Consider the following 26337-nt stretch of genomic DNA (forward strand, 5'->3'; position numbering starts at 1 on the left):
TTATTCCACTCCTTTCAGACCAAATAATTTTTCCCCGTTTAAATGGAATATATTAACAAATATTTTTACAATAATTTTTGTAATAAATATTGCCGTAAACATACTTACGAGAACCCCAATGGTAAGAATAACCGCAAATCCTCTTACAGGTCCTGTACCAAAGAAGAATAAAACCATTGTTATCAGCAGGGTTGTTATATTTCCGTCCAAAATTGCCGGAAATGCTCTGTTAAATCCGTCATCTATACAGTCCTGAAATCTTTTGCCTTCCATTATCTCGTCTTTTATACGTTCAAAGATAATTACATTCGCATCCACTGCCATTCCCAGAGACAATATAAATCCGGCTATTCCCGGAAGTGTAAGCGTTGTTCCTATAGCACACATCAAACCGGCTGTCAAAATTCCAAATACACATAACGCTAAATCTGCAACAAATCCTGCTACTCTGTATACTGCAAGCATAAATAACGAAACCAGAACCAGAGCAATCATTGCAGCCATTTTAGTTGCTTTTATAGACTCTGCCCCTAATGATGCATCTACACTTCTAGTTTCCATTATCTGGATATTTACCGGAAGTGCCCCGGCTTTTAGAAGATTTGCCAGATTCTGTGCACTTTCATATGTAAAGCTTCCGCTTATTGATCCTTTTCCGCCGGGAATTTCCGACTGGATAACAGGTGCTGACTGTTCTTTGCCGTCAAGCATTATTGCCAGCTGTTTTCCCATGTTTGTCCTAGTTATTTCAGCAAATTTAACTGCTCCCTCATCATTCAGTTCAAATCCTATCATAGGCTTACCGAACTGATCCTGTTGTACATAAGCATTTTTTATTGCCGAACCGTCTAAAACTGTTGGTCCGTATGAATTATCCCCTGTTTTTATTTTAAATTCAAGTTTTGCAGTAGTTCCTATCAGATCTATTGCTTCCTGAGCATCTTTAACCCCTGCCAGCTCTACAATAAGTCTGTTCTCCCCGCTTTTTTGGATAACCGGTTCCGACACTCCCAGACCGTCGACCCTTCTTTGCACTATTTCTCTTACTTTATCCATAGTATCAGGCTGTAACTTTTTACCGTCTTCTTCTTGAGCTTCCAGTACTACTGATGTCCCGCCTCTTAAGTCCAGTCCCAGATTAATAGGATTTCTAAAAATCAGTATTGCCGGTATTACCACAACCAGTATAAGTATTACTATCCTACTTGTCTTAATTTCCATTTTCCCTCCTACATATTTTCAGCTTTGCTGTCTTCACTTCTGTGCTTTATCAGAAATATTATATCTGAATCACAGAATTTTACTTCATATCCAGAAACTTCTGCAGAATAATGGATGCTGCCACCATATCCACTACTTTTCTGCGTTCCCTCGGATTTTTTTTCGAATAATTTCTTAGATAATGCTCTGCTTCCACTGTTGTATATCTTTCATCCACTGTAATAATTTCCAGATTATCTATATTCTTTTTTAATTCCTCTATGAATTCGTTTACCTTTTCAACCTGTCTTTTTACTGTTCCGTCAAGACTTTTCGGAATTCCCACTACAAGACCGTTTGTATTTTCCTGCTGGAGGAGTTCTTTTATTCTTTTTACAGGATCAGTATCATTTCGGTTTATTACTTCCAAAGGAGTTGCAAGTATTCCCAGAATATCTGATTTTGCAACTCCTATTCTTACATCTCCCACATCAAGTCCGAGATATTTTTTCATAATTTTTCCTCTAAGTATCTTTTTCCGTGTTCAAGAGCTTCATAGACTTTTTCACCGGCTTTTCCTCCTGCCTGTGCGAAATCAGGTCTTCCTCCCCCGTTTCCGTTAGCTATTTTGGATACTTCCTTTACTATATCGCCGGCTTTGATTTTCCCGGTAAGGTCTTTGGAAACCCCTGCAAGAAACATGGCATTTCCATTATTTGCACCAATAAGAACAACCCCGCTTTTTAGTTTATCCTTCACTCTGTCCACGATTTCTTTCAATTCCTCGTTGTCTTTATTTTCAAATCCCTTAATTAATACTTTTGTCCCGTTTATTTCTATTATATGACCCATTAAATCATTTATTTCATATTTTAGAAATTTCATCTGAAGATCATTATAGTCTTTTTCCAGATCCTTGTATGACTCCTTCAGCTTTTCCACCGCTTCCTTTATTTTTTTCTCTTCCACTTTCAATGATTTTGCCAGTTCTTTTTGTGACTCTTCCAGTGTGTTCACAAAATCAAGACTTTTATAACCGGTAGTTGCAGTAATTCTTCTTACACCTGAAGCTATCCCGGACTCACTTTCTATGTTTATAAGCCCAATCTCACCTGTAGACTTTACATGTGTTCCGCCGCATAACTCAATAGAAAACTGGGGTATTTCCACTACTCTTACCTCATCTCCGTATTTATCCCCAAAAAGAGCCATTGCTCCTCTTGCTTTTGCTGTTTCTATATCTTCGTTATAGACAGCTAATTCTATGTTTTCCAGAACTATCTGATTAGCAATTCTTTCTATAGCTTCTATCTGTTCCGGCGAAACTGCCTCATAATGTGAAAAGTCAAATCTTAGTCTTTCAGAATCCACAAGTGAACCGGATTGCTCTACATGTGATCCCAGTACTTCCCGCAGAGCCTTGTGCAGTATATGTGTCGCCGTATGATTTCTTTGCGTATCTTTTCTTTTGAATTTATCTATTTTTAGCGTCAGTTCGTCGCCTATTTTCGGAATGATTCCTTTTATAAGCTCTACCTCATGTATATATACATCTTTTTTCTTTATTACATTTACTACCTTTCCTTCAAATAAATCCTGAGAGTTTATAATACCGGTATCTGCTACCTGTCCTCCTGATTCTGCATAAAAAGGTGTCTGGTCAAATATTATTTCATAGTTGCTGGAACCGTGACTTTTATTTATATGAAGTATTTTTGCTTTTGCTTCTTTTTCTTCATATCCGATAAATTTTGTTTTTCCATGCTTTTCATAAAACTCGTCTATGAATTCATCTTTTATCATATCTGATATTGTTTCTTTCGAGCTTTTAGATCTTATCTTCTGTTCCTCCAGCTTCTCAAGAAATTCATCTTCTGAGACTTCTATTTCCTCATATTCCAGTACTTCCTTAGTTAATTCAAAAGGAAAACCATAGGTATCATATAATTTAAACGATATTTCCGAAGGAAATTTATCTTTTCCGTCTTTTTTCAGTTTCTCAACTTCTTCTTTCAAAATTTCCACACCGTTTTTCAAAGTAACAGTGAATTTTTCTTCTTCTATTTTCATTACTTTTTCTATATAATCAATTTTTGATTCCATTTCCGGATAAGCTTCTTTCATTATTTCCGCAACTACCGGAACCAGTCTGTATAAAAATATATCTTCCTTTTCAAAAATTCTTTCTTTTATGGTACTAGCCACACCAAAAGCTCTTCTTATCAGCTTTCTGAGAATATACCCTCTTCCCTCGTTAGACGGAAGAACACCGTCTCCTATCAGAAATGCTGCCGCTCTTACGTGATCAGCTATTATTTTTAATGCCTTGTCTGTTTTGTTATTTCTTTCTACTTCAAGTATTTTTTCTGTTTCATTGATTATAGGAATAAAAAGGTCTGTATCAAAATTTGATTCTTTTTTCTGCATAACTGCTGCTATTCTTTCCAGCCCTGCTCCTGTGTCAATATTTTTTTCCGGAAGCGGAATCAGTGACCCGTCTTCCAGTCTGTTCCACTCAGTAAATACCAGATTCCATATTTCCAGATATCTGTCACAGTCACATCCCGGTTTACAGTCTAAATTACCACAGCCCAGTTTTTCTCCAAGGTCTATATATATTTCACTGCAAGGCCCGCATGAACCTATAGGTCCTGCTGCCCACCAGTTATCATCTTCTCCCAGTCTTACTATTCTCTCTTCCGGTACCCCTACTTCTTTATTCCATATATCATAGGCTTCATCATCATCCAAAAATACAGAAACCCATAATTTTTCAGAATCCAGCTTCAAAATTTCTGTGATATATTCCCATGACCAGAATATAGCCTCTCTCTTAAAATAATCTCCAAATGAAAAGTTTCCCAGCATTTCAAAGAAAGTCTGATGTCTTGTGGTTACACCCACATTTTCCAGATCATTTGTTCTTATACATTTTTGATATGTTGTTATTCTTTTAAAAGGTGCTTCTTTTTCTCCGAGAAAAAAAGATTTAAAAGGAACCATTCCTGCTACTGTAAGCAAGAGTGTTTTATCATCCGGTATTAAAGATGCACTTTCAAAATATTTATGTTCTTTAGATTTAAAAAAATCTATAAAACTCTTTCTGATTTCGTTACCCGTCATTTCTCCTCCTAGTGATTTGTCTAACTCAATTTAAATCATTCTTGATTAATAATATACCTGCTTTATTTTTATTCATAATGCAAAATTTCATTACAGGGACTAATCTAATTTGAAGTTTCCGCCTAAATATACTCTTTTGGCTACTTCGTCATTAGCTATTTCATCACTTGTTCCGCTTATCAAAATCTGTCCTTCTGCCATTATATAGGCTCTTTCCGTTATCTTCAGCGTTTCCCTTACATTATGATCTGTTATTAGTATTCCTAATCCCCTGTCTTTTAGGTGTATAATTATATTTTGTATATCTTCTACCGCTATGGGATCGACACCGGCAAAGGGTTCATCAAGAAGTATAAAGTCAGGATCTGTGGAGATAGTTCTTGCTATCTCTACTCTTCTTCTTTCTCCGCCGGATAATGAATATCCAAGGTTTTTTGATACATGTGAAAGCTTGAACTCTTCTATAAGTCCGTCTTTTATCTTTACACGTTCTTTTTTAGCAACTCCGCGCATTTCCAAAACGGATAATATATTTTCTTCCACAGTTAAATTTCTAAATACCGAAGCCTCCTGAGGGAGATAACCAAGTCCGAGTCTTGCCCTTTTGTACATAGGATAGTCAGTTATATTTTCATCATTATATTTCACTGTCCCCTGATTTGGTCTTATTATTCCCGTTATCATATAAAAAGTTGTTGTCTTTCCCGCACCATTCGGACCGAGAAGCCCGACAACCTCACCTTTTTTTACGACCAGATCTACGTCTTTTACTACTTCTCTTTTTTTGTATATTTTTTTCAAATTATTAGCTTCGATACTAATAGTTCTATACGCCATTACTGACTCCTTATCTTACTTTTATATTATAAGTTTTTCTGTATGTTCTTCCGTTGAACTTCAAAATTTCCACTATCTGGGTATTCGTATATAATTGTATTTCATTTGTTATGACTTCGTCATTTTTGTTCCATTCCACAGGAATTTCCAGTATTTTACCATATACATTTACCTTGGCTGTCTCAGGAAGCGATACTTTTTCTCCTATTTTTACTGCATTTGGAATATATACCTTTGCGCTGGCCCGTTCAAGCATTTCTTCAATACTTTCAGGCTGCACGCTTATGTTAAAATCTTTTTCTCTCTTTGCAGTTCCTGCTGTTAATTCTGCCGTTAATGTTACATTTGTAGTTCTTCCTCCGTAAAATTCCCTGTTTACCCGTCCTGTTCTGTCTATGATACCGTCATTTGAACTGCTCCATTTTATGCCGACAGGGATTTTATTTGAAGCTTCCATATTTCTTGGAAGACTGACACGATTTCCTTTTATTTCGGGAGAACCAAGTCTCATATATACATCATCTACTGCATCTGTATCTGATTTTTCCGACTTTCTATCGTTTTGAGCCGGTTCATTTCTTCTCAGATAATAATCTACTTTTATATTTTCTTCATTTTGAAGTACCTTCTTATCTATATCATAGTATGCTTTGTTTGAGCTTATTCTTGTCTTATCTTTGTATGTCACTACATTTCCCAGAAGTTCAAGCTGTCTTGTTTTATTATCTATAATTGCTTTATCAGTACTTATATCTACTTTTCCTCCGCCGATATTATTGATTATTTTTACATTTGTCTGTGCATATCCTTTTTCCGTGTTCAAATCTATATAAAAATAATTGGCCGTCATCTGTGTACTTTCTCTAAATGTAAGTCTGACATCATCTCTCGAAAGCACCACATTCTTTCCTGCATCTATTTCACTGTACTGCGACAGCATATTCAAATCTTTATAGCGTACATTTACATTTGTTTTTATTTCTCCTCTGGTCATGCTGTATTTATTATCTTCATGAACCAGAAAGTACATCTTTGCAGTAGCACCTGTAAAATATATTGCTTCAGAATCTACAAGTTTTTCTTTACTTTTCACAAAATCTTTTACATTTCCTCTGATTTTACCGTTTACATTTCCGTCAAACTTAAACTCTCTTTTTTCAAAGTTTCCGTCCCCGCTGTTGGAAGTAATAATATCTCCCTGATCACTTCTCATGACCATACTGTTTGCAAAGATATTTTTTGTTTTTGTATTGGCATTTCCGCTGCTTCCCGAAACTACCATATTTTCCCTTCTTACGGAAAAGGCGGAATTCATAAGGGCATCTCCGCTGACCACAGTATAGTGAAGACTGTTTCCCTTTATTATATACCCGTCATTATTTAATGTAAATGCAGAATTTGTAACTAATATCTGATCCTTCAGATTATATATTCCTTCTATATAATCACCGTCAACATTATTCTGCGGATATTTAAATCTCCCGCTGCCGCTGGCATTTACCATCTGTCCTTTTATATCGTATATAGCATGTCCGGCAGTAATTTCAGAGCCTGCATCCTTATAATACACATTTCCGTCGGCAGTAAGTATTTCTGTCAAAAGCTCATATATTGCAGAATTCGCCTTAAGCTCATTGCCTTCACCAGTGTAATGCACGCTTCCGTTAGCATCTACTTTTTTCTGCTCTGTATAATATACTGCCTTATCAGCTGTTATTCTGTCCTTCTCCTTAGTAAAATCCGTATTTCCCGTAAGACGGATTTCCAGAAACTCGGTTGTGGTTTCAAGCCTGTCACCCAATATTGTAGTACCGTCTTCGCTGTTCACGGCCTTAGTCCTCACCGGGGAAGCGAGTATATCTGTAGCTTTTTCATAAGTCAAAAGCTCTGTGAAAAGACTCCATTTCTCATCCTTGGTTCTTCCCACTACTTCACCGCTTATTTTCATATTCTGTGATTCGGTCTCAAGAAGTCCTTCTTTCCCTGATATCATTACATCCTTTTTCAAAAGGTCTATTATTACATTTTTAAATGTAATTTCCTTATCTTCAGGAAGTCCTACCTGTTCGTCCGCATATATTATCGCATCATCTTTCAGATAGTATACGACCTTTTTGGTTCTGGCCTTTTCTCTCATTTCATCAATTCCCGGAGGAGGTGCAACAGTTTTAAAAAATATAACATAAATGAAATATGCTACAAAAAGAGCCAATAATATGTATATAAGTTTTTTCCACATTTAATTTATCTCCTCCATTTTTTTCTTCAGCTCGCCTAAGAGTCCCAGAGCTTCCATTGGTGTTACATTATTTATATCTATATTTTCAATATCAAATAATAATTCCTCATACAAGTCTTCTTTTAAATTTTTCTTTTCCTCTTCCACCATATCATTTGCTGCAAAAAGAGAAAGCTGTTCTACATTAACTGTTTTTTCAATAAGCTCTTTACGTTTTTCCAGTCCTCTTAGTATTTTTTTACTATTCAGAAGCACTTCCTTCGGCAGTCCGGCAAGTCTTGCCACTTCTATTCCATATGATTTATCGGCTCCGCCTCTTACTATTTTTCTCAGAAAGACCACACTGTTAGATCTCTCCTCTACTTCTATCCTGTAATTCAGAATGCTGTCAAACTTTTCTTCCAGTTCTGTAAGCTCGTGATAATGTGTGGCAAATATTGTTTTTGCCTTTATCTTGTCGTGAATATATTCCGTTATTGCTGTCGCTATTGAGATTCCGTCAAATGTGGAAGTTCCTCTTCCTACCTCATCAAGTATAATAAGGCTTCTTTCAGTAGCACTATTTATGATATTCGATACCTCACTCATCTCTACCATAAATGTACTCTGTCCGCTCACTATGTCATCAGCAGCCCCTATTCTTGTCAGAATCTTATCTACTATTGAAAGTCTTGCACTCTGCGCAGGCACATATGAACCTATCTGAGCCAGAATCTGAATTAATCCTATCTGTTTCATATATGTAGATTTTCCGGCCATATTTGGTCCTGTAAGAATAATAAAATTGCCTTCTCTGTCCATACGTACATTATTTGAAACAAAATCTTCACGTCCAATAAGCTTTTCCACTACCGGGTGCCGTCCCTCTTCTATCTCTATCACATAATCATCAACAAATTCAGGACGCACATAGTTATTTTCTATGGCAGTAACAGCAAAGGATATTATTACATCAAGATAGGCAAGAATTTCCGAGAGCTTATTAAGTACCTCTCTTTTTTCCTTTATTTTACCTGATATCTCTTTGAATAAATAATATTCTATCTCTTCTACTTTTGACTTTGAATTTATAATTTTGTCTTCATATTCTTTCAGTTCTTCCGTTATATATCTTTCGGCATTGGAAAGAGTCTGTTTTCTTATATAGTCTTCGGGTACCAGATCTTTATTTGAATTGCTTACTTCAAGAAAGTAGCCGAATACCTTGTTATATTTTATCTTAAGATTTTTAATGCCTGTTCTTTCTTTTTCCCTTGCCTCTATCTCCAGAAGATAATCTTTCCCCGAGCTCATTATTTTGAAAATTTCGTCGAGCTCCTGATTGTATCCTCTTTTAATTATATTTCCTTCTCTTATTGAAAACGGTGCATCTTCTTTTATGCTCTCTTCTATAATATCCCGTATCTGAGTCAGTGTTTTTGTATCTATTCCTGTAAAAAAAGCGGTTTCCCTCAAAAAATCCATTATCTCCAGTGAAGATATAATTGATTTTTTTAAGGCTGTAAGATCTTTTCCATTTTCATTTCCCAGTACAATTTTCCCTGCAAGACGTTCAAGATCGTATACTTCTCCGAGCTTTTCCTTAATTTCCTCTCTGATAAGAATATTATCCATAAAATACTGCAAATCATCCTGTCTTTTCTTTATCTCTTCTATTTCCAAAAGAGGATTGTTAATTATTTTTTTCAAAAATCTTGTTCCCATAGAAGTTTTACATTTATCCAAAACCCACAAAAGGGTTCCATAGCTTGTTTTTTCCCTCTGATTTCTTGTCAGCTCAAGATTTCTTCTGGTTGTGGAATTAATTTCCGCAAAATTCGTAATATTTATGTACTCTATTTTTTCCAGCGGAAGGTCGCCGTCCACCTGCATCGAAAGAGCATAATCCAAAATCATTCCTGCTGCATGAACAGCTGCTTTAGCCTCACTTATCCCGAAGCTTTCAAGGGAAACTATGTTAAAATAATCCGTTAAAAAATTTTCCGGATCACGGAGTTTATTTACCAAAGTAACTTTGGAATCGATTTTTTTGCTGTAATCATCAAATTTATCCTTCAGTGCTTCGTAAAAATTAAACTCGACAAGTATTTCTTTAGGTTCTATCTTATAAAGTTCATTGAATGTTTTGGAATAGTCACTGTCATCCTCTATTTCCAAAACCTTGAATTCTCCTGTTGTTATATCAAGATATGCTATTCCCGTCTTATTATCCAGATGCTTTACCGAAAGCAGATAGTTATTGCTCGTGGCATCCAGTGAATCTACATCTATTACAGTTCCCGGGGTTACTATCTTAACCACTTCTCTTTTTACTATTCCTTTAACAGTTCTGGGATCTTCCACCTGTTCGCATATAGCTACTTTATATCCTTTGTTTACAAGCTTGGTAATGTAAGAAGCCGAGGAATGATACGGTATCCCTGCAAGCGGTACATCCATACCTTTTTCTTTATTTCTCGAAGTTAAAGTCAGACCTAATTCTTTCGAAGCAGTAACTGCATCCTGAAAGAACATTTCGTAAAAATCCCCAAGTCTGAAAAATAATATTGAATCCTGATGATTTTCTTTTATTTCTCTGTATTGTTTCATTAATGGTGTTTCTGACATTATTTTTACCCCTTTGTTAGTCTATTTAAAAAACATGTGTTTATTTTACTTTTAGATCAAAAAATTATATCATAAATTTATCTATTTTACAATAAAACTATGTATTTTAGTGTTGCATATAATCCGAAAAATTTGGTATGTTTTTTTATAAACTTAACATATTACCTTATATTATGTTTTATTTGTGCTGTATACATTTTTATAGGCTTTTGGCATTATTTCCCGAACTGCTGAAAATATTTAAGCATTTTCTTTGATTTATACTTGTAATATTTTATCTAATATTGTATACTTTATAAAGTATTAAAGTTTTTAGGAGGTTAACAATGGTTATCAAGCCAAGATTAAAGGGGAGTCTTGCACTTACTGCCCATCCGGCAGGATGTGAAGAATTCGTTAAAAGACAGATAGACTATGTAAAAAAATCAGATAAATATAGCGGACCTAAGAAAGTTTTAATAATCGGTTCTTCTTCAGGCTACGGTCTGGCAAGCAGAATATCTTTAGCTTTCGGAGCTGGTGCTGATACTATTGGGGTAGCATTTGAAAAAGGTGTGGAAGGAAAAAGAGTGGGGACTGCCGGTTGGTGGAATACGGTGGCTTTTACCGAAGAGGCTCGTAAAGAAGGATTAATTGCTAAAAATTTCATGGGTGATGCTTTTTCAGACGAAATAAAAGAAAATGTAATAGAATATATAAAAAAGGAATTTGGCGGGAAAATCGACCTGCTTATATATAGTCTTGCAAGCGGTGTCAGAACTGATCCTAAAACTGGAATCACATACAGATCTGCATTAAAATCTACTACTAACGAAATAGAAGGTCCTACAATAAATCTGGAAAAAGAAAATATCGAAAACGGAAAAATGGAAGTTGCTACAGAAGAAGAATTAATAAGTACAGTAAAAGTAATGGGCGGTGAAGACTGGAAGCTTTGGATAGAAGCTCTTGATAAAGCTGATGTCCTTACTGAAGGCTTCAAAACTGTCGCATATTCATACTTAGGACCAAAAGTTACTTACGGTATTTATAAAGAAGGTACTATCGGAGCTGCTAAAAGAGACTTGGAAAGAACATCGAACGAATTAAACGATTATCTCGGGAAAAAATATCATGGTGAAGCTTATGTTTCATTGAGTAAAGCACTTATGACAAGAGCAAGTGCCGTTATACCTGTATTTCCTCTTTATGCCGCTTTGCTGTATAAAATAATGAAAGAAAAAGGAATACATGAAGGTACTATAGAGCAAAAACACAGATTACTAAAAGATATGATTTACGGAGATCATAAAGAACTGGATTCTGACAGAAGACTAAGACCTGATAACTGGGAAATGAGAGAAGATGTTCAGAGCGCCGTAGAAAGTCTCTGGGATAAAGTTACACCTGAGAATTTCAAAGAGCTTACTGATTATGCCGGTGTCAGAGAAGAGTTTATGAATTTAAATGGTTTTGATTTTGATAATGTTGATTATGATCAGGATTTAGATTTAGACGAATTAGCCGCAAAAAAGATATAAAAATAAAAAGCAGACCTGAAAAAGTCTGTTTTTTTATTTTGTAAAAAATTCTTTTGCTGTTTGAAAAAACTCATTCCCTGCTGTAATAAATGCCGGATGTCCGCCTTTTTTAAATAAGTACATCTTTCCATCCGGTAATTTTTCCAGCATTTTTTTGTAGTTTTCTTCAAAAGAAATATACTCTGCATATTCATCTTCGAGGCTTCCGGTAAGCAATACAGGAACTTTTAATTCTGATAATTTCCCCGGAAAAAAATTCTTCACATTTTTATAGTGTTTTATTATAGCCTTAGTGTCCATATCTACCACAGCTTCCCAGTCCTTACCGTGATTTTCTTTCCAAAAACGCACCATATTATTGTCTGACTTAGAGTTTTCTCTTTCATTATCTATGGTTTCTGCTATAATATCCAAAGCATACTCACCCTCAAAGCTGTCTGCGATCACTCTGTTTATTCTTTCATGGGATAATAATGCACAGTTTATTCCTACTAAGGCTCCACCGCTTGTTCCTATTATATTTGCTTTTCCTGTATTAATATTTTTCAAAAATTCTACTGTCTGCAATGCTTCCTCATACCATATATTATCCGGAATTTCTGACATTCTGTCTGATTTCCCGTGTCCTAAAAAATCTATCATAAATATTTTAAAATCTTTTTCATAAAAACCTGTAATTTCAGAAAACATTTTAGATGAAGCAGTATTTCCATGAAGAAATACTACCGGAATACTGCCGTTTCCTCTTTCTTCATAATATATATTCTTATTTTTATATTTGAAATAAGGCATCTTCCCTCCTGTTATTTTTTATTTGATTTTTATTATATCTGTAATATTAAATAACTCAAAATCACACTTTTTTAAAAAAATGTTCTCTTTTTTTCAGAGAACATCTTTTTATATCTTATCTTAATTAGTTCCACGCTGTAGCATCTTTAAATTCACAGTCGCCTTTATCAAAGATAAAATAAACATCAAAATATTTAACTATTGTGTTATTTCCTTTATTAAATACTTTTATGTCTTTATATGCTTTTTTATTGAATATTCCTATTACTTCATCGTCCCCATTGTTGCTCTTACTTACTAAAGCCATTCTTTCCCAGTTTTTATATATTTCTTTTAAGCTGCTGTAAGTTGTCACAGAAGGTTTTACACTGTCTTTCGGTAATTCTACCCTGATGAAATCAAGCTCTCCGCCGTCAGATTTCAAAAATGTCAGATCTTTATAAAAATACATATCACCGCTTGGATTATCTATATCTACGGTTCTTATTTCCTTATAAGGATTCCCAACAAGTACAACTGTAGCTCCTGATGTACTTCTGCTTTCTGCTATTACAACAGACCATGGTCCTTTATTGTTGTACATATCTGACAGTCTGATATCTTCTGAATAAACCAAAGCACTTAAAGTAAATAAAACTGCTAAAATAAACTTTTTCATTTTTTCCTCCTAGAATTCATAAATATTTTACGAGAGAAATATCAATAATTGCTTCCTGTTTGATCAACGATATTTTTTTCTCTACAATAGATAAATTACCATATTATTATTTTTTTGTAAAGCCTCAAATATTAAATTTTGTTATTTTGTCCTATATATTATGAAAAATAGTCACTTATATTTTAAATTGCATTTAACGTGAATGTATGTTATTATTATATTGATATAAAAAAGATTGGAGGATTGTTCGCAATGTGGATTATAGACTTAAGAATGCAAAATGATTAAACAATTAAATATGCAAAAGCTCTGTTTTCTCAGAGGTGAATTAGTCTATCCGAATTTCGGCGAATGATTTGCGCTCCTGTTTTATAGCGTACAATTTATTTTATAAATATTTAGATAGTTACTGACTGTCTTTTTTTATTGCAGTAAAAAAGATCAGCACTGTCGGATGTTTTCCGTTTTTTAGGCGGATTAGTAAATGAGAAACTGGTTTTTGTAAAAAATCTCAGGAGGAATATATGACAAAAAAAGCAATTATTGTAGGAATAAAGATAAATAACCAAAAAGATTTTGATTATATGATGGATGAACTGGAGAATCTTGTTTATGCCAATAATATCAATGTCTCAGAAAGACTTGTACAAAATCTTGATAAAATACACGCAGGACATTATCTTGGAAGCGGGAAAATTGAAGAATTAAAAAAAATCATTGCCGAAACGGATGTTGATATGGTCATCTTCAATGATGAGCTTTCCCCTTATCAGATCAGAAATCTCGAAGAATTTCTTGATATAGAGGTTATAGACAGGACACAGCTTATTCTGGATATTTTTTATAAACGTGCAAAAACAAAAGAAGCAAAGCTTCAGGTAGAAATTGCGAGACTTCAGTATGAGCTTCCCAGAATGCGTACCAGCCGTGATGAAAAGCTGGATCAGCAAAGCGGTGCTTCCGGTACTTCCAATCGTGGTGCCGGAGAAACAAAACTGGAAATTAATTACAGAACTATAAAGCATCGTATACAGCTTCTTAACAAAGAACTGGAAAATGTAATTAAAGAAAGAGATATCCAGCGAAAACAGCGTAAAAAAAATCAAATCTCTGTTGTTTCGCTTGTAGGATATACTAATGCCGGAAAATCTACTATTATGAATAAATTTGTAAATAAATTCAATAAAGGGGAAAGTAAAGAGGTATTTGAGAAAGATATGCTTTTCGCTACTCTTGAGACCAGTGTAAGAAATATTACACTTCCGGACAGAAAGAAATTTCTTCTTACGGATACAGTGGGATTTGTCAGCAATCTGCCTCATCATCTGATAAAAGCTTTTCGTTCTACGCTTGAGGAAGTACGTGAGGCTGATCTTCTTATTCATGTGGTGGATTATTCCAGCATTCATTACAAAAATATGATGCAGACTACTGATTCCACTCTTGCTGAAGTGGGTGTAAAAGATATTCCCGTTATATATGTTTATAACAAAGCAGACCTTACAGAAAAAGAAATTCCGGCCGATGACGGAGATTCTATTTATATTTCAGCTAAAAATGATATCGGACTGGATTTACTCCTTGAAAAGATCTACGATAAAATTTTTCAGGATTATGAAAAGGCTGTATTTCTAATTCCTTATAACAAAGGAGAGATAGTATCTCATTTTAATGAAAATGCTTCTGTTCTTGATATAAAGCATGAAGAAAACGGAACAAAAATTACTGCCGAATGTCGTAAAAGCGATATTGAAAAATACAAAAATTATATTATTAATGACTAAAACTGCGGTGTACTGGAAAAATCCAATACACCGCATATTTTTTAGTTTTTTTCTGTTTATCCTTTATTCTAAAATATTGCTTTAAGAGTCAGCCCGGCTCTGTAGTCGTCCTGATCTTTATTTCCTATCCCGTATTCGCCGGTAACGAAAATACCATATCTGTCTGTTACTTCTACCCCTACAGAAGCTCTCGCCCTGAAAGTTCCTTTTTCCTCTTCCGGTTTTGAAAGCTTATGATATCCGTCCTCCACTGCAATAAGCTTTGCATACTCTCTTTCGTTCAATCCTGCCAGTTCATATTCATATGCAAGATCAAGAGCTCCTTTTAATTCCCATGCAGTTTTTGATCCTAAAGGCACTGCTGCTTTGAATTCTACACCCGCTCTCGGCTTGGCACTCCATGCATCACTGCCTTCTACCTCCAGTCTTTCAAGTCCGCTTTCACTAAATGTAGGTCTTGTTACATACATTGCTTTAAATGCTCCATATGGCGTTATACTTACCTTCTTACCAACAGGAATCTCTTTTCCTATGATATTATCCAAAGTTACTGAATATGTTTCATATGTTCCGTTCATTTCTGATCTTCCTACAGGTGAAGGCCAGTCAATATTTCTGTCAATATTGTGGAAACTCATTCTTCCTGTAAGATCATTTCTCAGCTTCCATCCGCTTGCCTCATATTTATTATGCAGTCCAAGCTGAATTGTATCTACCCACTCTTCACTTTTGTTATCATCCTTAAATTCAAAGCCTGTATGCAGATACCCTAGTGAATATCCGAAAGTGTGTCTGTAAGTTCTCTCCACTTCTCTCAAAGCCAGTACTCCCGCAGTCGTATAGTCATAAGGAACAACTCCGTCTGTATCTTCATTTGTTCTTCCTCTTCCTGCTATTATATTTATCTTTACATTTTCTTTTGTATTATTTTCAGAATTTTGCAGAAAATCATGAGAATTTGATAAAATTGAAGCTATATCAGCCTCTCTCTGATTTATATTGGCATATACGTTTCCTGCCAGACTCGCCATAGCATGTCTGAATTCCGGCTCTGACTGGATCATATCTATTTTATCAAATACTTTCAGTCCGTCACCTGTTTGTCCGGCATACTTTTTATTAAGAGTTCTTCCAAAATCTTCATACCACAGACCATCAGTAAATTTTTCATATGATATTCTTGTCATCACTATATCAGAACCCTGTCCTGTGGCATCCCATGTTAATGACTGACTTATATACTGCCCTTTTCCGTCGAGTCCTCTGAATATATTCTGCAATACATATCTGTCAGCAGAAGTTCCCTGTGAAAAATCAGGTGTTATTTCAAGCTTTTCAGGTATTGTGCTTCCGCCGAATCCTACCTGGCTTGATGCACTTGTAGTTGCTGTATTCGTAGAAGGGTCTACTTTTACTATTACTTTCAGATTTTCATATGAGAACTTATCTCCCACATCAATTGTTATTTCTCCCGAGTTTATTAGTGTAGGTAATTCAGGAAGTTCGTAGCTCTTTGAAGTAAATCCTGTTTCTGCATAACCTGTTCCGCTTATATTACCCGGTCCGCCTATGATGTTAGCAGTATTAAAGTCAGAAGTATAACGTATTCCTACACCGTTTTCGTCAGCACCTCCTGTATTAGTTATGACTATTTTCCCAAGATTCTCTACAGTTGTTGTTCCTCCGGCAAGATATATTCCGGTTACATTTTTACCTGTAACATGTATTTCCCCGCCTGCTGCATTATAAATATGGGCTCCGTTTCTTCCTGCCATTCCTATTACATCGTCACCTGTCATGATTATCTTACCATGGTTTTCTACTCTTGTATTATCTGCAAATATCCCTATAGCTCTGTTGCCGTTTCCTATTATCGTACCGTAGTTATATGATGTAGTAAATGCATCTTTTACGTACATACCTACACCGTCTTCTCCTACAGTAATAGTTCTTCCTGCTTTATTTTCCACTGTTGTACCTTCAGCATATATACCGACAGAATATCCTGTTTTCTGCCCGTTACCCTGATCTATCAGCTTTGAATCTCCCAGTGTAATATCAGCATCATTTATTATTATTCCTTCAGTCAAAAGTCCTTCCAGCTTCATCAGGTCTCCCTGAAGCTCTTCCACGGCATAGATTCCTCTGTTGTATATTCCTATATTTCCAGTTCCGGCAGTACCTGTAATATTGGCATTATTAAAGATATTTCCTCCCTTTATCATATAAAAAACCGTATTATCCGATCCTGTCATATTTATTTGACCGTCATTTGTTATTGAGCCAGCTCCGTTCCCATATGTGAATATACTGTTATCAGACAGTGTAATTGCAGCCTGATTCCATAACGCTGATCCGCTTTCCAGAATTACTCCGTAGCTTCCTGCACCTATTCCCATAACCGCTGTCGGATTAATATTTACAGCAGTATTATTTACCGCATATAAGCCCACAGCTTCATAATTCCCTACCTGAATCTGTGCTCCGTTATTTATATTAAGTATTCCCTGTTCCTTGTATATACCTGTTCCTTCATCTCCTACTTTTATTATTCCGTTATGATTTACAGAAGTTCCCAGACTGTATATTCCCAGAGCTTTTGCCCCTACTTCCACAGTTCCGTTATTTACTACAGTATCTGTAAGACTTTTTGTATATATTCCTATTCCCGGATCATCAGTGCTTCCGGAATTACCAATTTTTATCATACCGTTATTTGTTATGTTCTGTGTTCCGTTTACTGAATATATCCCGATTACCTTATCACCGGACAAGTCTATGATATGATTATTTTCTACAATTCCTGTATTATTATCCGTATACATTCCTATTGAACCGGAAGCAGTTCCTGTTATTGTATTATTGTTTATTATATCCAGTCCGCCTTTTAAATATAATCCAGTAGAATTTTTTCCTATATTCATTACTCCGGTATTCTCAGTCTTTGCCCCTGAATCCAGTGCATAAAGCCCCACAGAAGAATCACCTATGTTAATAATACCTGAATTCAAAAGTCTTGCACCATTTTTACCATATATAGCAGCTGAGTCATTTCCAAGATTTATTATCCCGTTATTTTCACCTTCCACTGTATATGGAGGCACAAATCCTCCAGTATACTGCCCGTTAACTAAAAGAGCAACCACTCCTGTCCCTGCAGAACTTACATTTGATGCCGAGTCTAATAAAACAGCAGAGTTAATTCCGTTAATAAGCGTGCTTCCTGCCCCCAAACTCTGGGTACCTGTATAAGTATAGGCTGTATTGCTGATATTTCCTATAATATAAGATGAATCTGCCGTTGCATTTATTGTCAGGTTGTTTGTAAATGTTGAATTTAACATATTAAACAGTACGATATTTTTTCCGTCAATGTTTATTGTCCCGGAATTTCCGTTCAAAATACTATTTGTCATGTAGAAACCTACTGCACCGTCACCTTTTAGATTAATTTCCCCACCGTTTATTGTTACTTCACTGTCTTCTGTATAAAATGCTATTCCGTCTTTTCCTACTGTTACTTTACCATCATTTGTCACTGTTGACTTTTTAGCGCTTATTCCTACTCCGCCTGTTTGTCCTGACATGTCAATATTAGAATTTGAAAACAGTTTTACTGTGGAATCAGTTCTCGTAAGCATCGGCTCAGTGTTATTGGCAAATATTCCGTAGCTTCTGCTGCCTGACGCAGCAATTGCATTTATTAAACCATTATTTTCAATTTCTATTTTTCCGTTACCATAACCGGAGTTTGTTTTATTTTCAGCATAAATTCCTGTTCCGCCTCCGCCTATTGTTATAGTGTTGTTATTTTGTACAAGTGATCCGTTATATGATACTATTCCTATTGAATCTGCGCCGGTCGTAGAAATAAGACCGTTATTTATAACTTCCCCGTAATTTGCTATTACTCCTGCCGAGGCTGAACCGGTCATATTAATAACACCGCCGTTATCTATAACTATTAAAACTTCATTCCTGTTTAAAGTTCCTGCGTAGTTTTCCTGTCCTATTCCATATTTACCAGTTAAAGCACTTGTCATTGTTTTTCCGCTCTGTAATGTTACTTTTGAAGATAAAAATTCAGATCTGTTATACGCATCAGTATTATTATCAATATCTACATTCAGATCTATATTTAAGGCCCCTTTAAACACCGAATACGGTTTATAATTAGGATTACTTGAAGGATCTATAGTAACATTCGACGGAAGACTTCCTATTATTCCAGATGAAGTAGCATCACTTAAATTTATTACCCCTCCCGGATTATCAAGAACAAACAGACTCGAATCAGAACTTGTAAGCTTTATGTTTAATGATCCTAAACCGATTATCATATCAGTCAGAAAAGAGTTAATTCCTGTAGGTATCCCCTTAAAGTAAAAAGCAGTTCCCCCGGTATTTATATCAGCATTTATTAAAGCTCCCATATTAAATTTTCCTACGGGATTTCCGCTTGTTCCAGAATAGTTGTAAAGCATAAGACCGCCGTTATTTACTTCAAGTTTGGCAGTGCCTGTAAGATTTATCGTAGCACCGTTGCCTAAATTTCCTTTATCATCAGCATACAGCCCTATTCCGCCGTTTGATGATATTATTGTTCCGCCCGATATTGTTGTTGAAGCCAGGTTATTCTTAGCATAAACACCTATCCCTTTGTTACCGGATACATCTATTGTTCCTCCTGCCATTTCAAAATTTCCTTCATTGTAAGCCCCGACAGAACTTTCTCCAAGTACTTTAATAGTTCCTTTATTTTCACCAGTTGCTACTGTTCCTTCATTTATTCCAAAAACAGCCATTCCTTGCGATTCTATACTATTTACAATAATTGTATTATCATTTAAAGCATAACCGCCGTTTATTGACAAAAGCCCGGTAACTTTGCTTAGATTGCTTCCTAATGTAATGGTTGAAGCATTTTTTACGAAAGTAGCTTTTGAACCAAGACTGTTAAAATCATTTGCCACCATAACTATATTATTAAATGCGGTATTAACAGCACTGGTATTATCCACTGTTACTGCTTTATCCAAAACGATACCGTATTTATCACTTCTTATCAAAATACTGTTAGTGGCATTATCTCCTAATATAATATCTTGTAAATTTGTATTATTTAAGGTTATGTCATTTGTATTATTTACATCGTAATCCCTGTTTCTTAATATTCCTACTCCTTTATCCCCGTCCAGCTTAACTCTCAGATTAGCTATATTTCCTATTGGATCTGATGCAGCTTTTGTTATTTGTTTTGATAATGATACTCCTACATTTTCAGTCCCGTTTACCTGAATTATACCATTTGAAGCATCAATTTCAGCATTTTGATAATAGTTACTATAACCGGCAAACATATTTCCCACTCTTAATCCATAACTATTTGAACCATTCATTATAACATTTCCGCTTCTCAAAAGAACATAAGGATCTGCAGGTGATGTCTGACTTAATGAAGATTGATACTGACCAAAATCTATTCCTATACTTTGACTGGCCCCGGTTCCTATTATTATTTCTCCGTTATTTATTGTTTCCGAACGCTGTGTAAGCTGTGTTCCTTCTGAGTCAATCATTATACCAATCATATTTATTCCGCTGTTTAATATTATCTGACTTCCGACTGCATTTTCAAATATTGACGGTGCATTCCCTATATTTCCACTACAAGAAAAGCTCCCCCCGATATTACATCCTAAAAGCTGGTGTTCCACCCCGACAAGTACATTCTGTCCGCCGTTCATTGAGTTATTAAGAGTAACTTTCCCGTCAAATTTAACAGTTTTAGCTGTTGTATTTACTTCATACGGATTATAGCTTATAAATATTGTAGTTCTTCCGTCTGATCTTGTGTTAGTTACCGTATAATCACCTGTCATAGTTGTATCAAAGTTCCCAACCATACTGTAAAATGCATTCATTATACTGTTATAAGAGCCTCCGTTTAAAGTTCCCGTTACAACAGCGCCTCCGTAACTTCCCATAGGATTAATACTTCCATCTACATTCATACTTCCAGTATATGATGTATTTCCATTGGATGCACTAATTATTATCGGAGTAGTTGCATTAATAGTCTCATAATTTCCAAGCATAAATCCTTGATTACCCTCATTTTGAGAAATAGTCTGATTTGTCTGTCCAAATCCTCCGGCAGTATAGGTCAAGCTTGGCGGAGTAAATAAAACCGGAGCATTTATTATCGGGCTTACCGGATTAAATGCCTTTATTGTAAGTGCGGGTACTGCAGGTGCCACTGGTACATCCGGCGTAAAATCAGGCAGTTTTATATTCGGCTCTGCCGGTACTGACGGTGCAGGGTTTAAAGGATTTCTATTTATTACTTTAGGTGTTATATTTATTCCGAGATCGATTTCTTTCGGTACCTGCGGACTTTGATAACTTTTGAATCCCTCTGTTTTAGTAATATATTTTAGTCCGTTATCCAGTATATTTCTTATTATTTCCTGATCTTCCACTCTTAATTCATTTATTATATTGTAATATCCGCCCATTATTCCTGTCAGCTGTCCAGCTGAAAGAAGTCCGGTATTTCTTAATTCAGCTTCCAATCTGTCATAGGCTTCCTGATTCTGCTTTATTACACTGCTGTGTGTTTTTGGCTTGGAATAAAACTCGGCATTTTCCAGAGTATTGTCCCCTCTGTTTTGTTCTGCATAAAAACCGCTGAAAAATATCTGCCATTCAAGATATTCCGGTTTTATTACAAAATCGCTTTGCAGATACAGATCTTTTAATTCCTTATTTCTTTGATTCATAGTTCTTTCCAGTAACTGATACGCTTTATCATTAGATTTTCCGCTTTTTATATTCTTTATCATACTTTCATAAAGCCTGTCATACTTAGCTGTAAGCTTGCTTTCTGCAGCACTGACATTCACAGACATTACTGCATTCAAGGCTAAAAAGGATAATAATATTTTTTCATTTTTTTTCATATATTCCTCCTGAAACTTTCTTTCATATTAATCTTACTATTTTGATGATTTGGTAGTTTTTTTATCTGTCCTCTCCTTCCAAAATTTTTTTATTCTATTTATAATAAATATAAAATTCAAATATTTTTATTTTCTCAGAATTTCACATACTTTTTATGCTGTTTATTCTGTGATATTCTTTTTTTGTCAGAGCAGCTGTACTTCTTTATTACCATATTTCTAAATTATCATTAAATAATTTAATGGGATTAATTTTTCATTTTTAAAAAAATATAGTCTAATTACTGAATTTTCGTTTATCTTTTAAAAAAAATTTATAATTTTCTATCACCTTCTTAATATATTTTATTTTTTAAATACCTGACAATTAATTATAGCTTTTTTCCACAAAATGTCAACTATTATAAAAATAGAATTGTTACAATTTTTTTATAAAATATAATATAACTTGAATACTTTAAATTATATATTTTAGTTATTTAATAAATAAACTTTATATATCAGATATTTTTTACTTAAATAAAATAATAAAGAAAAGATTTTCTTCATTTTGTTCTTTATTATATATTTTATAAAATTAAAAATATAAATCCAATTAACCATTTAAATAATAACATTTTAATATATATTAACAGTTCAAAATATTAAATACATTAAAAATTCCGGTTTCTAATATTTTTATCAGAAATCGGAATTTTTTAGTCATATTTTATAAATCTATTTTTTCACATTAGGATTAGCAAACATCACATGTAAGAAGCTGTAATCTTTCTTTTTTGATGATATCCTACAATCCAAAATCCTTTATTTCCAGATTTTTTCTATCTGTAAAGCTCTGCTTTTCCTATAGAAGAAAATAGTTTCATCTTATGATTTATGACTTTTTGAGCCTCTGTTATACATTCAGGATATATTACATTTGGATCCCATAATTCTGTAGTGCTCAGTATTTCCCTTGCTTTTTTGAAATATGCAAACTTCATATCACTTGAAATGTTTATCTTACTTACTCCAAGTCTTACTGATTCTGCTATTTCACTGTCAGGATTAGCAGATCCGCCGTGCAGTACCAAAGGAATATCTGTTGCCTCTCTTATTTTCTTCAGGATATCCAGCTGCAATTCCGGCTTTACATCTTTAGGATATATTCCGTGTGCTGTTCCTATTGCTACTGCCAGAGTATCTACCCCGGTTCTTGTTACAAAATCCTTAGCCTGTTCAGGATCTGTATATGTAATCTCACTAACTCCGCCTTCTACTGAATTTCCTGTCTGTCCTATAGTTCCCAATTCTCCTTCTACAGAAACTCCTGCTGCATGAGCTATTTCCACTACCTTTTTAGTAATACTTACATTTTCCTCATACGGCAGTGTAGAACCATCTATCATTACAGATGTAAAACCACATTTTATCGCTCTTACTATTTCATTCATATTCCCTCCGTGGTCCAAATGTATCACAAGAGGTACATTGCTCACATATGCTCTGTGTTTTGCATATGAAATAAACTCATCAGTTACGAATTCAAGCTCTGTGGGATGAATTGCTATTATTGCAGGAGCTTTTGCTCTTTCCGCTTCTTCCACTACTGCTCTCAAAAATGTGCTGTCTGCCACATTAAATGCCCCCACTGCAAATTTGTTTTTTTGTGCTGTCTCCAGTAATTCTTTCATTGTTAGTAACATATTTTCATCTCCTTGTTTTTTTTATTTATTTAAAAAATTGCTTCTTTTATTATTTCTTCTGCCCATCCCTCTGAGCCTGAAAATGCAAGATATCTTATTATCTCTTCCTTACATGCTTCTTCCATTTTTATCATCAGTTCAAATAAGTTAGCTTCAGAATCCTTCATTAACTCCTCATATATTTTCTTACTTCCCGCTTTGAATATATCTGCTCCTACGTTAATTTTATTAATCCCGCAGGAAACTACTTTTCTAAGTGCTTCTCCGTCTGCACCGCTTCCTCCGTGTAAAACCAGCGGCTTTCCGGTAATATTTTTTATTTTCTTAATAAGCTCAAAATTAATCTCGGGAACTACTCCTTCCTTATAAAGACCGTGAGCTGTTCCGCAGGAAACTGCCAAAGCATCTATCCCGGTTTTTTCAAAAAACTCTTTTGTTTCATCCGGATCAGTATAAAGCTCTTTCTGGTTTTCACTGTTATATGAGCCTCCTGAACCGATATGACCTAACTCCCCCTCCACGCTAAGACCCGCTGCTCTGGCAAGCCGTACTACTTCTCCGGTAATTTCTATATTTTCTGCAAACGGTTTGCTGCTTGCATCTATCATCAGAGAAGTAAAACCATGCCTAAGTGCATAAACACAGGAATCATAATCTTTTCCATGATCTAGATTTAATGCTACAGGAACATTTTTATTTTTCACCAGTTCTTTTGTTATTGGTGCAATTAATTCAGCCTTCGCATGTTCCTGAAAATGATCCTGCACTATATTTATGATTATCGGTGCTCTTTTTTCTTCTGCTGCTTTTACCGCAGCTCTTACAGTTTCCATATTAAAGCAGTTCACAGCCAGTACTGCATAATTATTTTTATTGGCATTATTAAGCATTTCTTTCATTGAAACATACATTTTTATCGCTCCTATCCGCTAATAACGATATTTGACAAATCTACTTCTTTTTCATCATCAGAGATAACTTCATCTTCTGGATTTACTCTTTTCTTTACAATAACAAGTAAAACTGCTGTTACTACTGTACCGCTTAATAAAGCGATAACCGCTCCTAACGGATTGCTCATAGCCGGGATAACAAATATTCCGCCAGACGGCACCTTGCTTCCTACTCCTAATGAAAAACTAATCGCACCTGTTACTCCGCACCCGATTGAAGTACAGAAAACAGTTCTAAGTAAATCATTCATGGCTATTGGTATGACTCCTTCAGAAATCATACATAATCCCATTGGAAATGCTACTTTAATATTTTCAACCTCTGTGTTTTTATAAATATTTTTTTTCAAAACTCTGGAAAGAACAAGAGATAACGCTACTCCTAATGGCGGAACCATAGCTGCCAGTACTTTAATTGCTTCCGGCTCAGTAATACCTTCTAATAATAGTCCGTCACAAATTAAATTCGGAACTTTACTAATAGGACCTCCGTAATCTATACAGCCTAATCCGCCTATAATAAATCCGTATAAAATTTTAGCTGAACTGTCAAGCCCGACAATAAAGTTTGTTAATCCGTTTGTAATCCATACAATTGGCGTTCCGACTACAAAATACATCAGCAGTCCGCCGATAATAGCAGATAACGTCGGAATAATCATCATCGGCATTAATGCCTGTGCCCATGCTGGAACTTTCAAATATTTTTTAATAGCTAATGCAATATATCCAACAAAATATCCTCCGATCATCCCACCTAAGAATCCGGCACCAAGAAATGAAGCAATTTGCCCCATCAAAAACCCGGGTGCTATTCCAGGACGATCAGCAATACTATATGCAATATAACCTGAGATGAATGAAGGCAGTAACCCCATTCCAAATACTCCAAGTGATGTTAATGCGCTGGGAATCGTCATTTTTTCTATATCTGTAACAACTTCCCCACCCATTAAATTACCAATAGCAATAAGAAGCCCTGATGCAACTACAAGCGGAAGCATATACGATATGGCAGTTAATGCATGTTTTTTCAACTCTTGACCTATATTCTTCATATTTTTCCTCCTTTATTTTCCTAATTCGTCTTCAATTTTTTTAATTAATTGTTTTGATGATTTAATACAAACACTAGTTGGAATTTCAATTGTTTTCTTTCCTTTAAAACGTTCTTTTCCTGACACTGCGATATCAGCAGCAATAATCACAATATCCGCAGCTGCGATATCCTGACTTGTCAATTCATCTTCCGTTCCAATAGTACCCTGTGTTTCAATGTGAACTTCATGTCCCGCCTCTTGCGCTGCACGTATCAATTTTTCTTTTGCAATATAAGTATGTGCTATTCCTGATGTACATGCAGCTATTCCTACTATTTTCATAATTTTCCTCCCTATTCTTTTTGATTACCGTTTTATTTTTTTTCCCTGAATAACTCCATTATTTCTTTCGGATTTTCCTTAGTCAGAAGCTTTTCCGTAATATCATCATCAGCCAGTGCTTCCGCTACCTGAGAAAGCAGTTTTATGTGTGTTGTAGTTTTATCCATAGATCTTACCGCAAATAAAATTATACATTTTACCGGTTTTCCATCCAGAGTCTCCCATTCTATACTTTCCTTTGTCCGCCCTATTGCAAGTGAAGTCTTTAATACACTGTCTGATTTTCCGTGCGGAATGGCTATATAATTCCCCAGTCCTGTCTGTCCCTCTGCTTCCCTTAAATATACATCTTTCAAAAAGCCTTCTTTTGAACTGATAATATTCTCATTAAAAAGCATATCTGTTAATTCACTAAGAACCTCATCCTTATTTTTTCCTTTCAGATTTAAATCGATAGTTTTTTCGTTAATTACTTTTGTTATATCCATATATGTCCTTTCCAATACTTTAATATATAAAAACTTTATGTGTTTTCTTTTCATCTGAAAAATACTTCTTATACTGCATTCAATTATATTTCCCGAGTATAGCCGGT

General features: G+C 35.0%; 16 protein-coding genes. 2 read left to right on the forward strand and 14 right to left on the reverse strand.

Annotated elements, in window-relative coordinates; translation table 11 throughout:
* From secD to mutS, 6 genes are all read right to left on the reverse strand, one after another.
* A complete protein-coding gene (gene secD, locus STERM_RS13455; RefSeq protein ID WP_012862177.1) occupies nt 1-1221 on the reverse strand; it encodes a protein translocase subunit SecD in 1221 nt (406 codons plus the stop codon).
* 79 nt (nt 1222-1300) lie between these two features.
* Nucleotides 1301-1714 carry a Holliday junction resolvase RuvX gene (ruvX, locus tag STERM_RS13460; protein WP_012862178.1) on the reverse strand — a complete coding sequence of 138 codons (414 nt, stop codon included), beginning with the start codon at nt 1712-1714 and terminating at the stop codon, nt 1301-1303.
* Nucleotides 1711-4323 (reverse strand): alanine--tRNA ligase, encoded by a 2613-nt coding sequence (gene alaS / locus STERM_RS13465; RefSeq protein WP_012862179.1) that lies wholly within the window; start codon nt 4321-4323, stop codon nt 1711-1713. Before alaS ends, ruvX begins: the two co-directional genes overlap by 4 nt.
* A gap of 99 nt (nt 4324-4422) precedes the next feature.
* Entirely contained in the window at nt 4423-5160 is a 738-nt protein-coding gene (gene lptB, locus STERM_RS13470; protein ID WP_012862180.1) for an LPS export ABC transporter ATP-binding protein, read from the reverse strand.
* Between the two features lie 10 nt (nt 5161-5170).
* Nucleotides 5171-7399: an immunoglobulin-like domain-containing protein gene (locus STERM_RS13475; protein ID WP_012862181.1), complete on the reverse strand. Its 2229-nt coding sequence runs from the start codon at nt 7397-7399 to the stop codon at nt 5171-5173.
* Entirely contained in the window at nt 7400-10006 is a 2607-nt protein-coding gene (gene mutS, locus STERM_RS13480; RefSeq protein ID WP_012862182.1) for a DNA mismatch repair protein MutS, read from the reverse strand.
* A gap of 326 nt (nt 10007-10332) precedes the next feature.
* Here mutS and fabV point away from each other — a divergent pair, with 326 nt between their 5' ends.
* A complete protein-coding gene (fabV, locus tag STERM_RS13485) occupies nt 10333-11526 on the forward strand; it encodes an enoyl-ACP reductase FabV (protein ID WP_012862183.1) in 1194 nt (397 codons plus the stop codon).
* Nucleotides 11527-11559: 33 nt separating this feature from the next.
* Here the strand turns inward: fabV and STERM_RS13490 are convergent, their stop codons facing one another.
* Both STERM_RS13490 and STERM_RS13495 read right to left on the reverse strand, forming a co-directional pair.
* Nucleotides 11560-12318, reverse strand: coding sequence for an alpha/beta fold hydrolase (locus tag STERM_RS13490; RefSeq protein ID WP_012862184.1), 759 nt, complete (start codon nt 12316-12318; stop codon nt 11560-11562).
* Between the two features lie 124 nt (nt 12319-12442).
* Nucleotides 12443-12976: a hypothetical protein gene (locus STERM_RS13495; RefSeq protein ID WP_012862185.1), complete on the reverse strand. Its 534-nt coding sequence runs from the start codon at nt 12974-12976 to the stop codon at nt 12443-12445.
* A 524-nt stretch (nt 12977-13500) separates the two neighbouring features.
* On the opposite strand from STERM_RS13495, the gene hflX reads away from it, so the two are divergent.
* Nucleotides 13501-14760 (forward strand): GTPase HflX, encoded by a 1260-nt coding sequence (gene hflX / locus STERM_RS13500; RefSeq protein WP_012862186.1) that lies wholly within the window; start codon nt 13501-13503, stop codon nt 14758-14760.
* Between the two features lie 68 nt (nt 14761-14828).
* Here hflX and STERM_RS13505 read toward each other — a convergent pair whose 3' ends face one another.
* The 6 genes from STERM_RS13505 to STERM_RS13530 form a co-directional block, all read right to left on the reverse strand.
* Entirely contained in the window at nt 14829-21722 is a 6894-nt protein-coding gene (locus STERM_RS13505; protein WP_012862187.1) for an autotransporter domain-containing protein, read from the reverse strand.
* 821 nt (nt 21723-22543) lie between these two features.
* Nucleotides 22544-23407 carry a ketose-bisphosphate aldolase gene (locus STERM_RS13510; RefSeq protein ID WP_012862188.1) on the reverse strand — a complete coding sequence of 288 codons (864 nt, stop codon included), beginning with the start codon at nt 23405-23407 and terminating at the stop codon, nt 22544-22546.
* Between the two features lie 29 nt (nt 23408-23436).
* Nucleotides 23437-24318 (reverse strand): class II fructose-bisphosphate aldolase, encoded by an 882-nt coding sequence (locus STERM_RS13515; RefSeq protein WP_012862189.1) that lies wholly within the window; start codon nt 24316-24318, stop codon nt 23437-23439.
* 11 nt (nt 24319-24329) lie between these two features.
* Nucleotides 24330-25418 carry a PTS fructose transporter subunit IIC gene (locus STERM_RS13520; protein WP_012862190.1) on the reverse strand — a complete coding sequence of 363 codons (1089 nt, stop codon included), beginning with the start codon at nt 25416-25418 and terminating at the stop codon, nt 24330-24332.
* A gap of 12 nt (nt 25419-25430) precedes the next feature.
* On the reverse strand, nt 25431-25742 hold the full coding sequence (locus STERM_RS13525) for a PTS fructose transporter subunit IIB (RefSeq protein WP_012862191.1): 312 nt from the start codon (nt 25740-25742) through the stop codon (nt 25431-25433).
* A 32-nt stretch (nt 25743-25774) separates the two neighbouring features.
* Nucleotides 25775-26230 (reverse strand): PTS sugar transporter subunit IIA, encoded by a 456-nt coding sequence (locus tag STERM_RS13530; RefSeq protein ID WP_012862192.1) that lies wholly within the window; start codon nt 26228-26230, stop codon nt 25775-25777.
* Nucleotides 26231-26337: the final 107 nt, after the last annotated feature.

Source organism: Sebaldella termitidis ATCC 33386, assembly GCF_000024405.1.
GTDB classification, from domain to species: Bacteria; Fusobacteriota; Fusobacteriia; order Fusobacteriales; family Leptotrichiaceae; genus Sebaldella; species Sebaldella termitidis.

What these genes read in the sequence shown, in the direction of transcription:
- secD (WP_012862177.1), bottom strand. Translation starts at nt 1,221, where the DNA reads ATGGAAATTAAGACAAGTAGGATAGTAATACTTATACTGGTTGTGGTA.
- ruvX (WP_012862178.1), bottom strand. Translation starts at nt 1,714, where the DNA reads ATGAAAAAATATCTCGGACTTGATGTGGGAGATGTAAGAATAGGAGTT.
- alaS (WP_012862179.1), bottom strand. Translation starts at nt 4,323, where the DNA reads ATGACGGGTAACGAAATCAGAAAGAGTTTTATAGATTTTTTTAAATCT.
- lptB (WP_012862180.1), bottom strand. Translation starts at nt 5,160, where the DNA reads ATGGCGTATAGAACTATTAGTATCGAAGCTAATAATTTGAAAAAAATA.
- STERM_RS13475 (WP_012862181.1), bottom strand. Translation starts at nt 7,399, where the DNA reads ATGTGGAAAAAACTTATATACATATTATTGGCTCTTTTTGTAGCATAT.
- mutS (WP_012862182.1), bottom strand. Translation starts at nt 10,006, where the DNA reads ATGTCAGAAACACCATTAATGAAACAATACAGAGAAATAAAAGAAAAT.
- fabV (WP_012862183.1), top strand. Translation starts at nt 10,333, where the DNA reads ATGGTTATCAAGCCAAGATTAAAGGGGAGTCTTGCACTTACTGCCCAT.
- STERM_RS13490 (WP_012862184.1), bottom strand. Translation starts at nt 12,318, where the DNA reads ATGCCTTATTTCAAATATAAAAATAAGAATATATATTATGAAGAAAGA.
- STERM_RS13495 (WP_012862185.1), bottom strand. Translation starts at nt 12,976, where the DNA reads ATGAAAAAGTTTATTTTAGCAGTTTTATTTACTTTAAGTGCTTTGGTT.
- hflX (WP_012862186.1), top strand. Translation starts at nt 13,501, where the DNA reads ATGACAAAAAAAGCAATTATTGTAGGAATAAAGATAAATAACCAAAAA.
- STERM_RS13505 (WP_012862187.1), bottom strand. Translation starts at nt 21,722, where the DNA reads ATGAAAAAAAATGAAAAAATATTATTATCCTTTTTAGCCTTGAATGCA.
- STERM_RS13510 (WP_012862188.1), bottom strand. Translation starts at nt 23,407, where the DNA reads ATGTTACTAACAATGAAAGAATTACTGGAGACAGCACAAAAAAACAAA.
- STERM_RS13515 (WP_012862189.1), bottom strand. Translation starts at nt 24,318, where the DNA reads ATGTATGTTTCAATGAAAGAAATGCTTAATAATGCCAATAAAAATAAT.
- STERM_RS13520 (WP_012862190.1), bottom strand. Translation starts at nt 25,418, where the DNA reads ATGAAGAATATAGGTCAAGAGTTGAAAAAACATGCATTAACTGCCATA.
- STERM_RS13525 (WP_012862191.1), bottom strand. Translation starts at nt 25,742, where the DNA reads ATGAAAATAGTAGGAATAGCTGCATGTACATCAGGAATAGCACATACT.
- STERM_RS13530 (WP_012862192.1), bottom strand. Translation starts at nt 26,230, where the DNA reads ATGGATATAACAAAAGTAATTAACGAAAAAACTATCGATTTAAATCTG.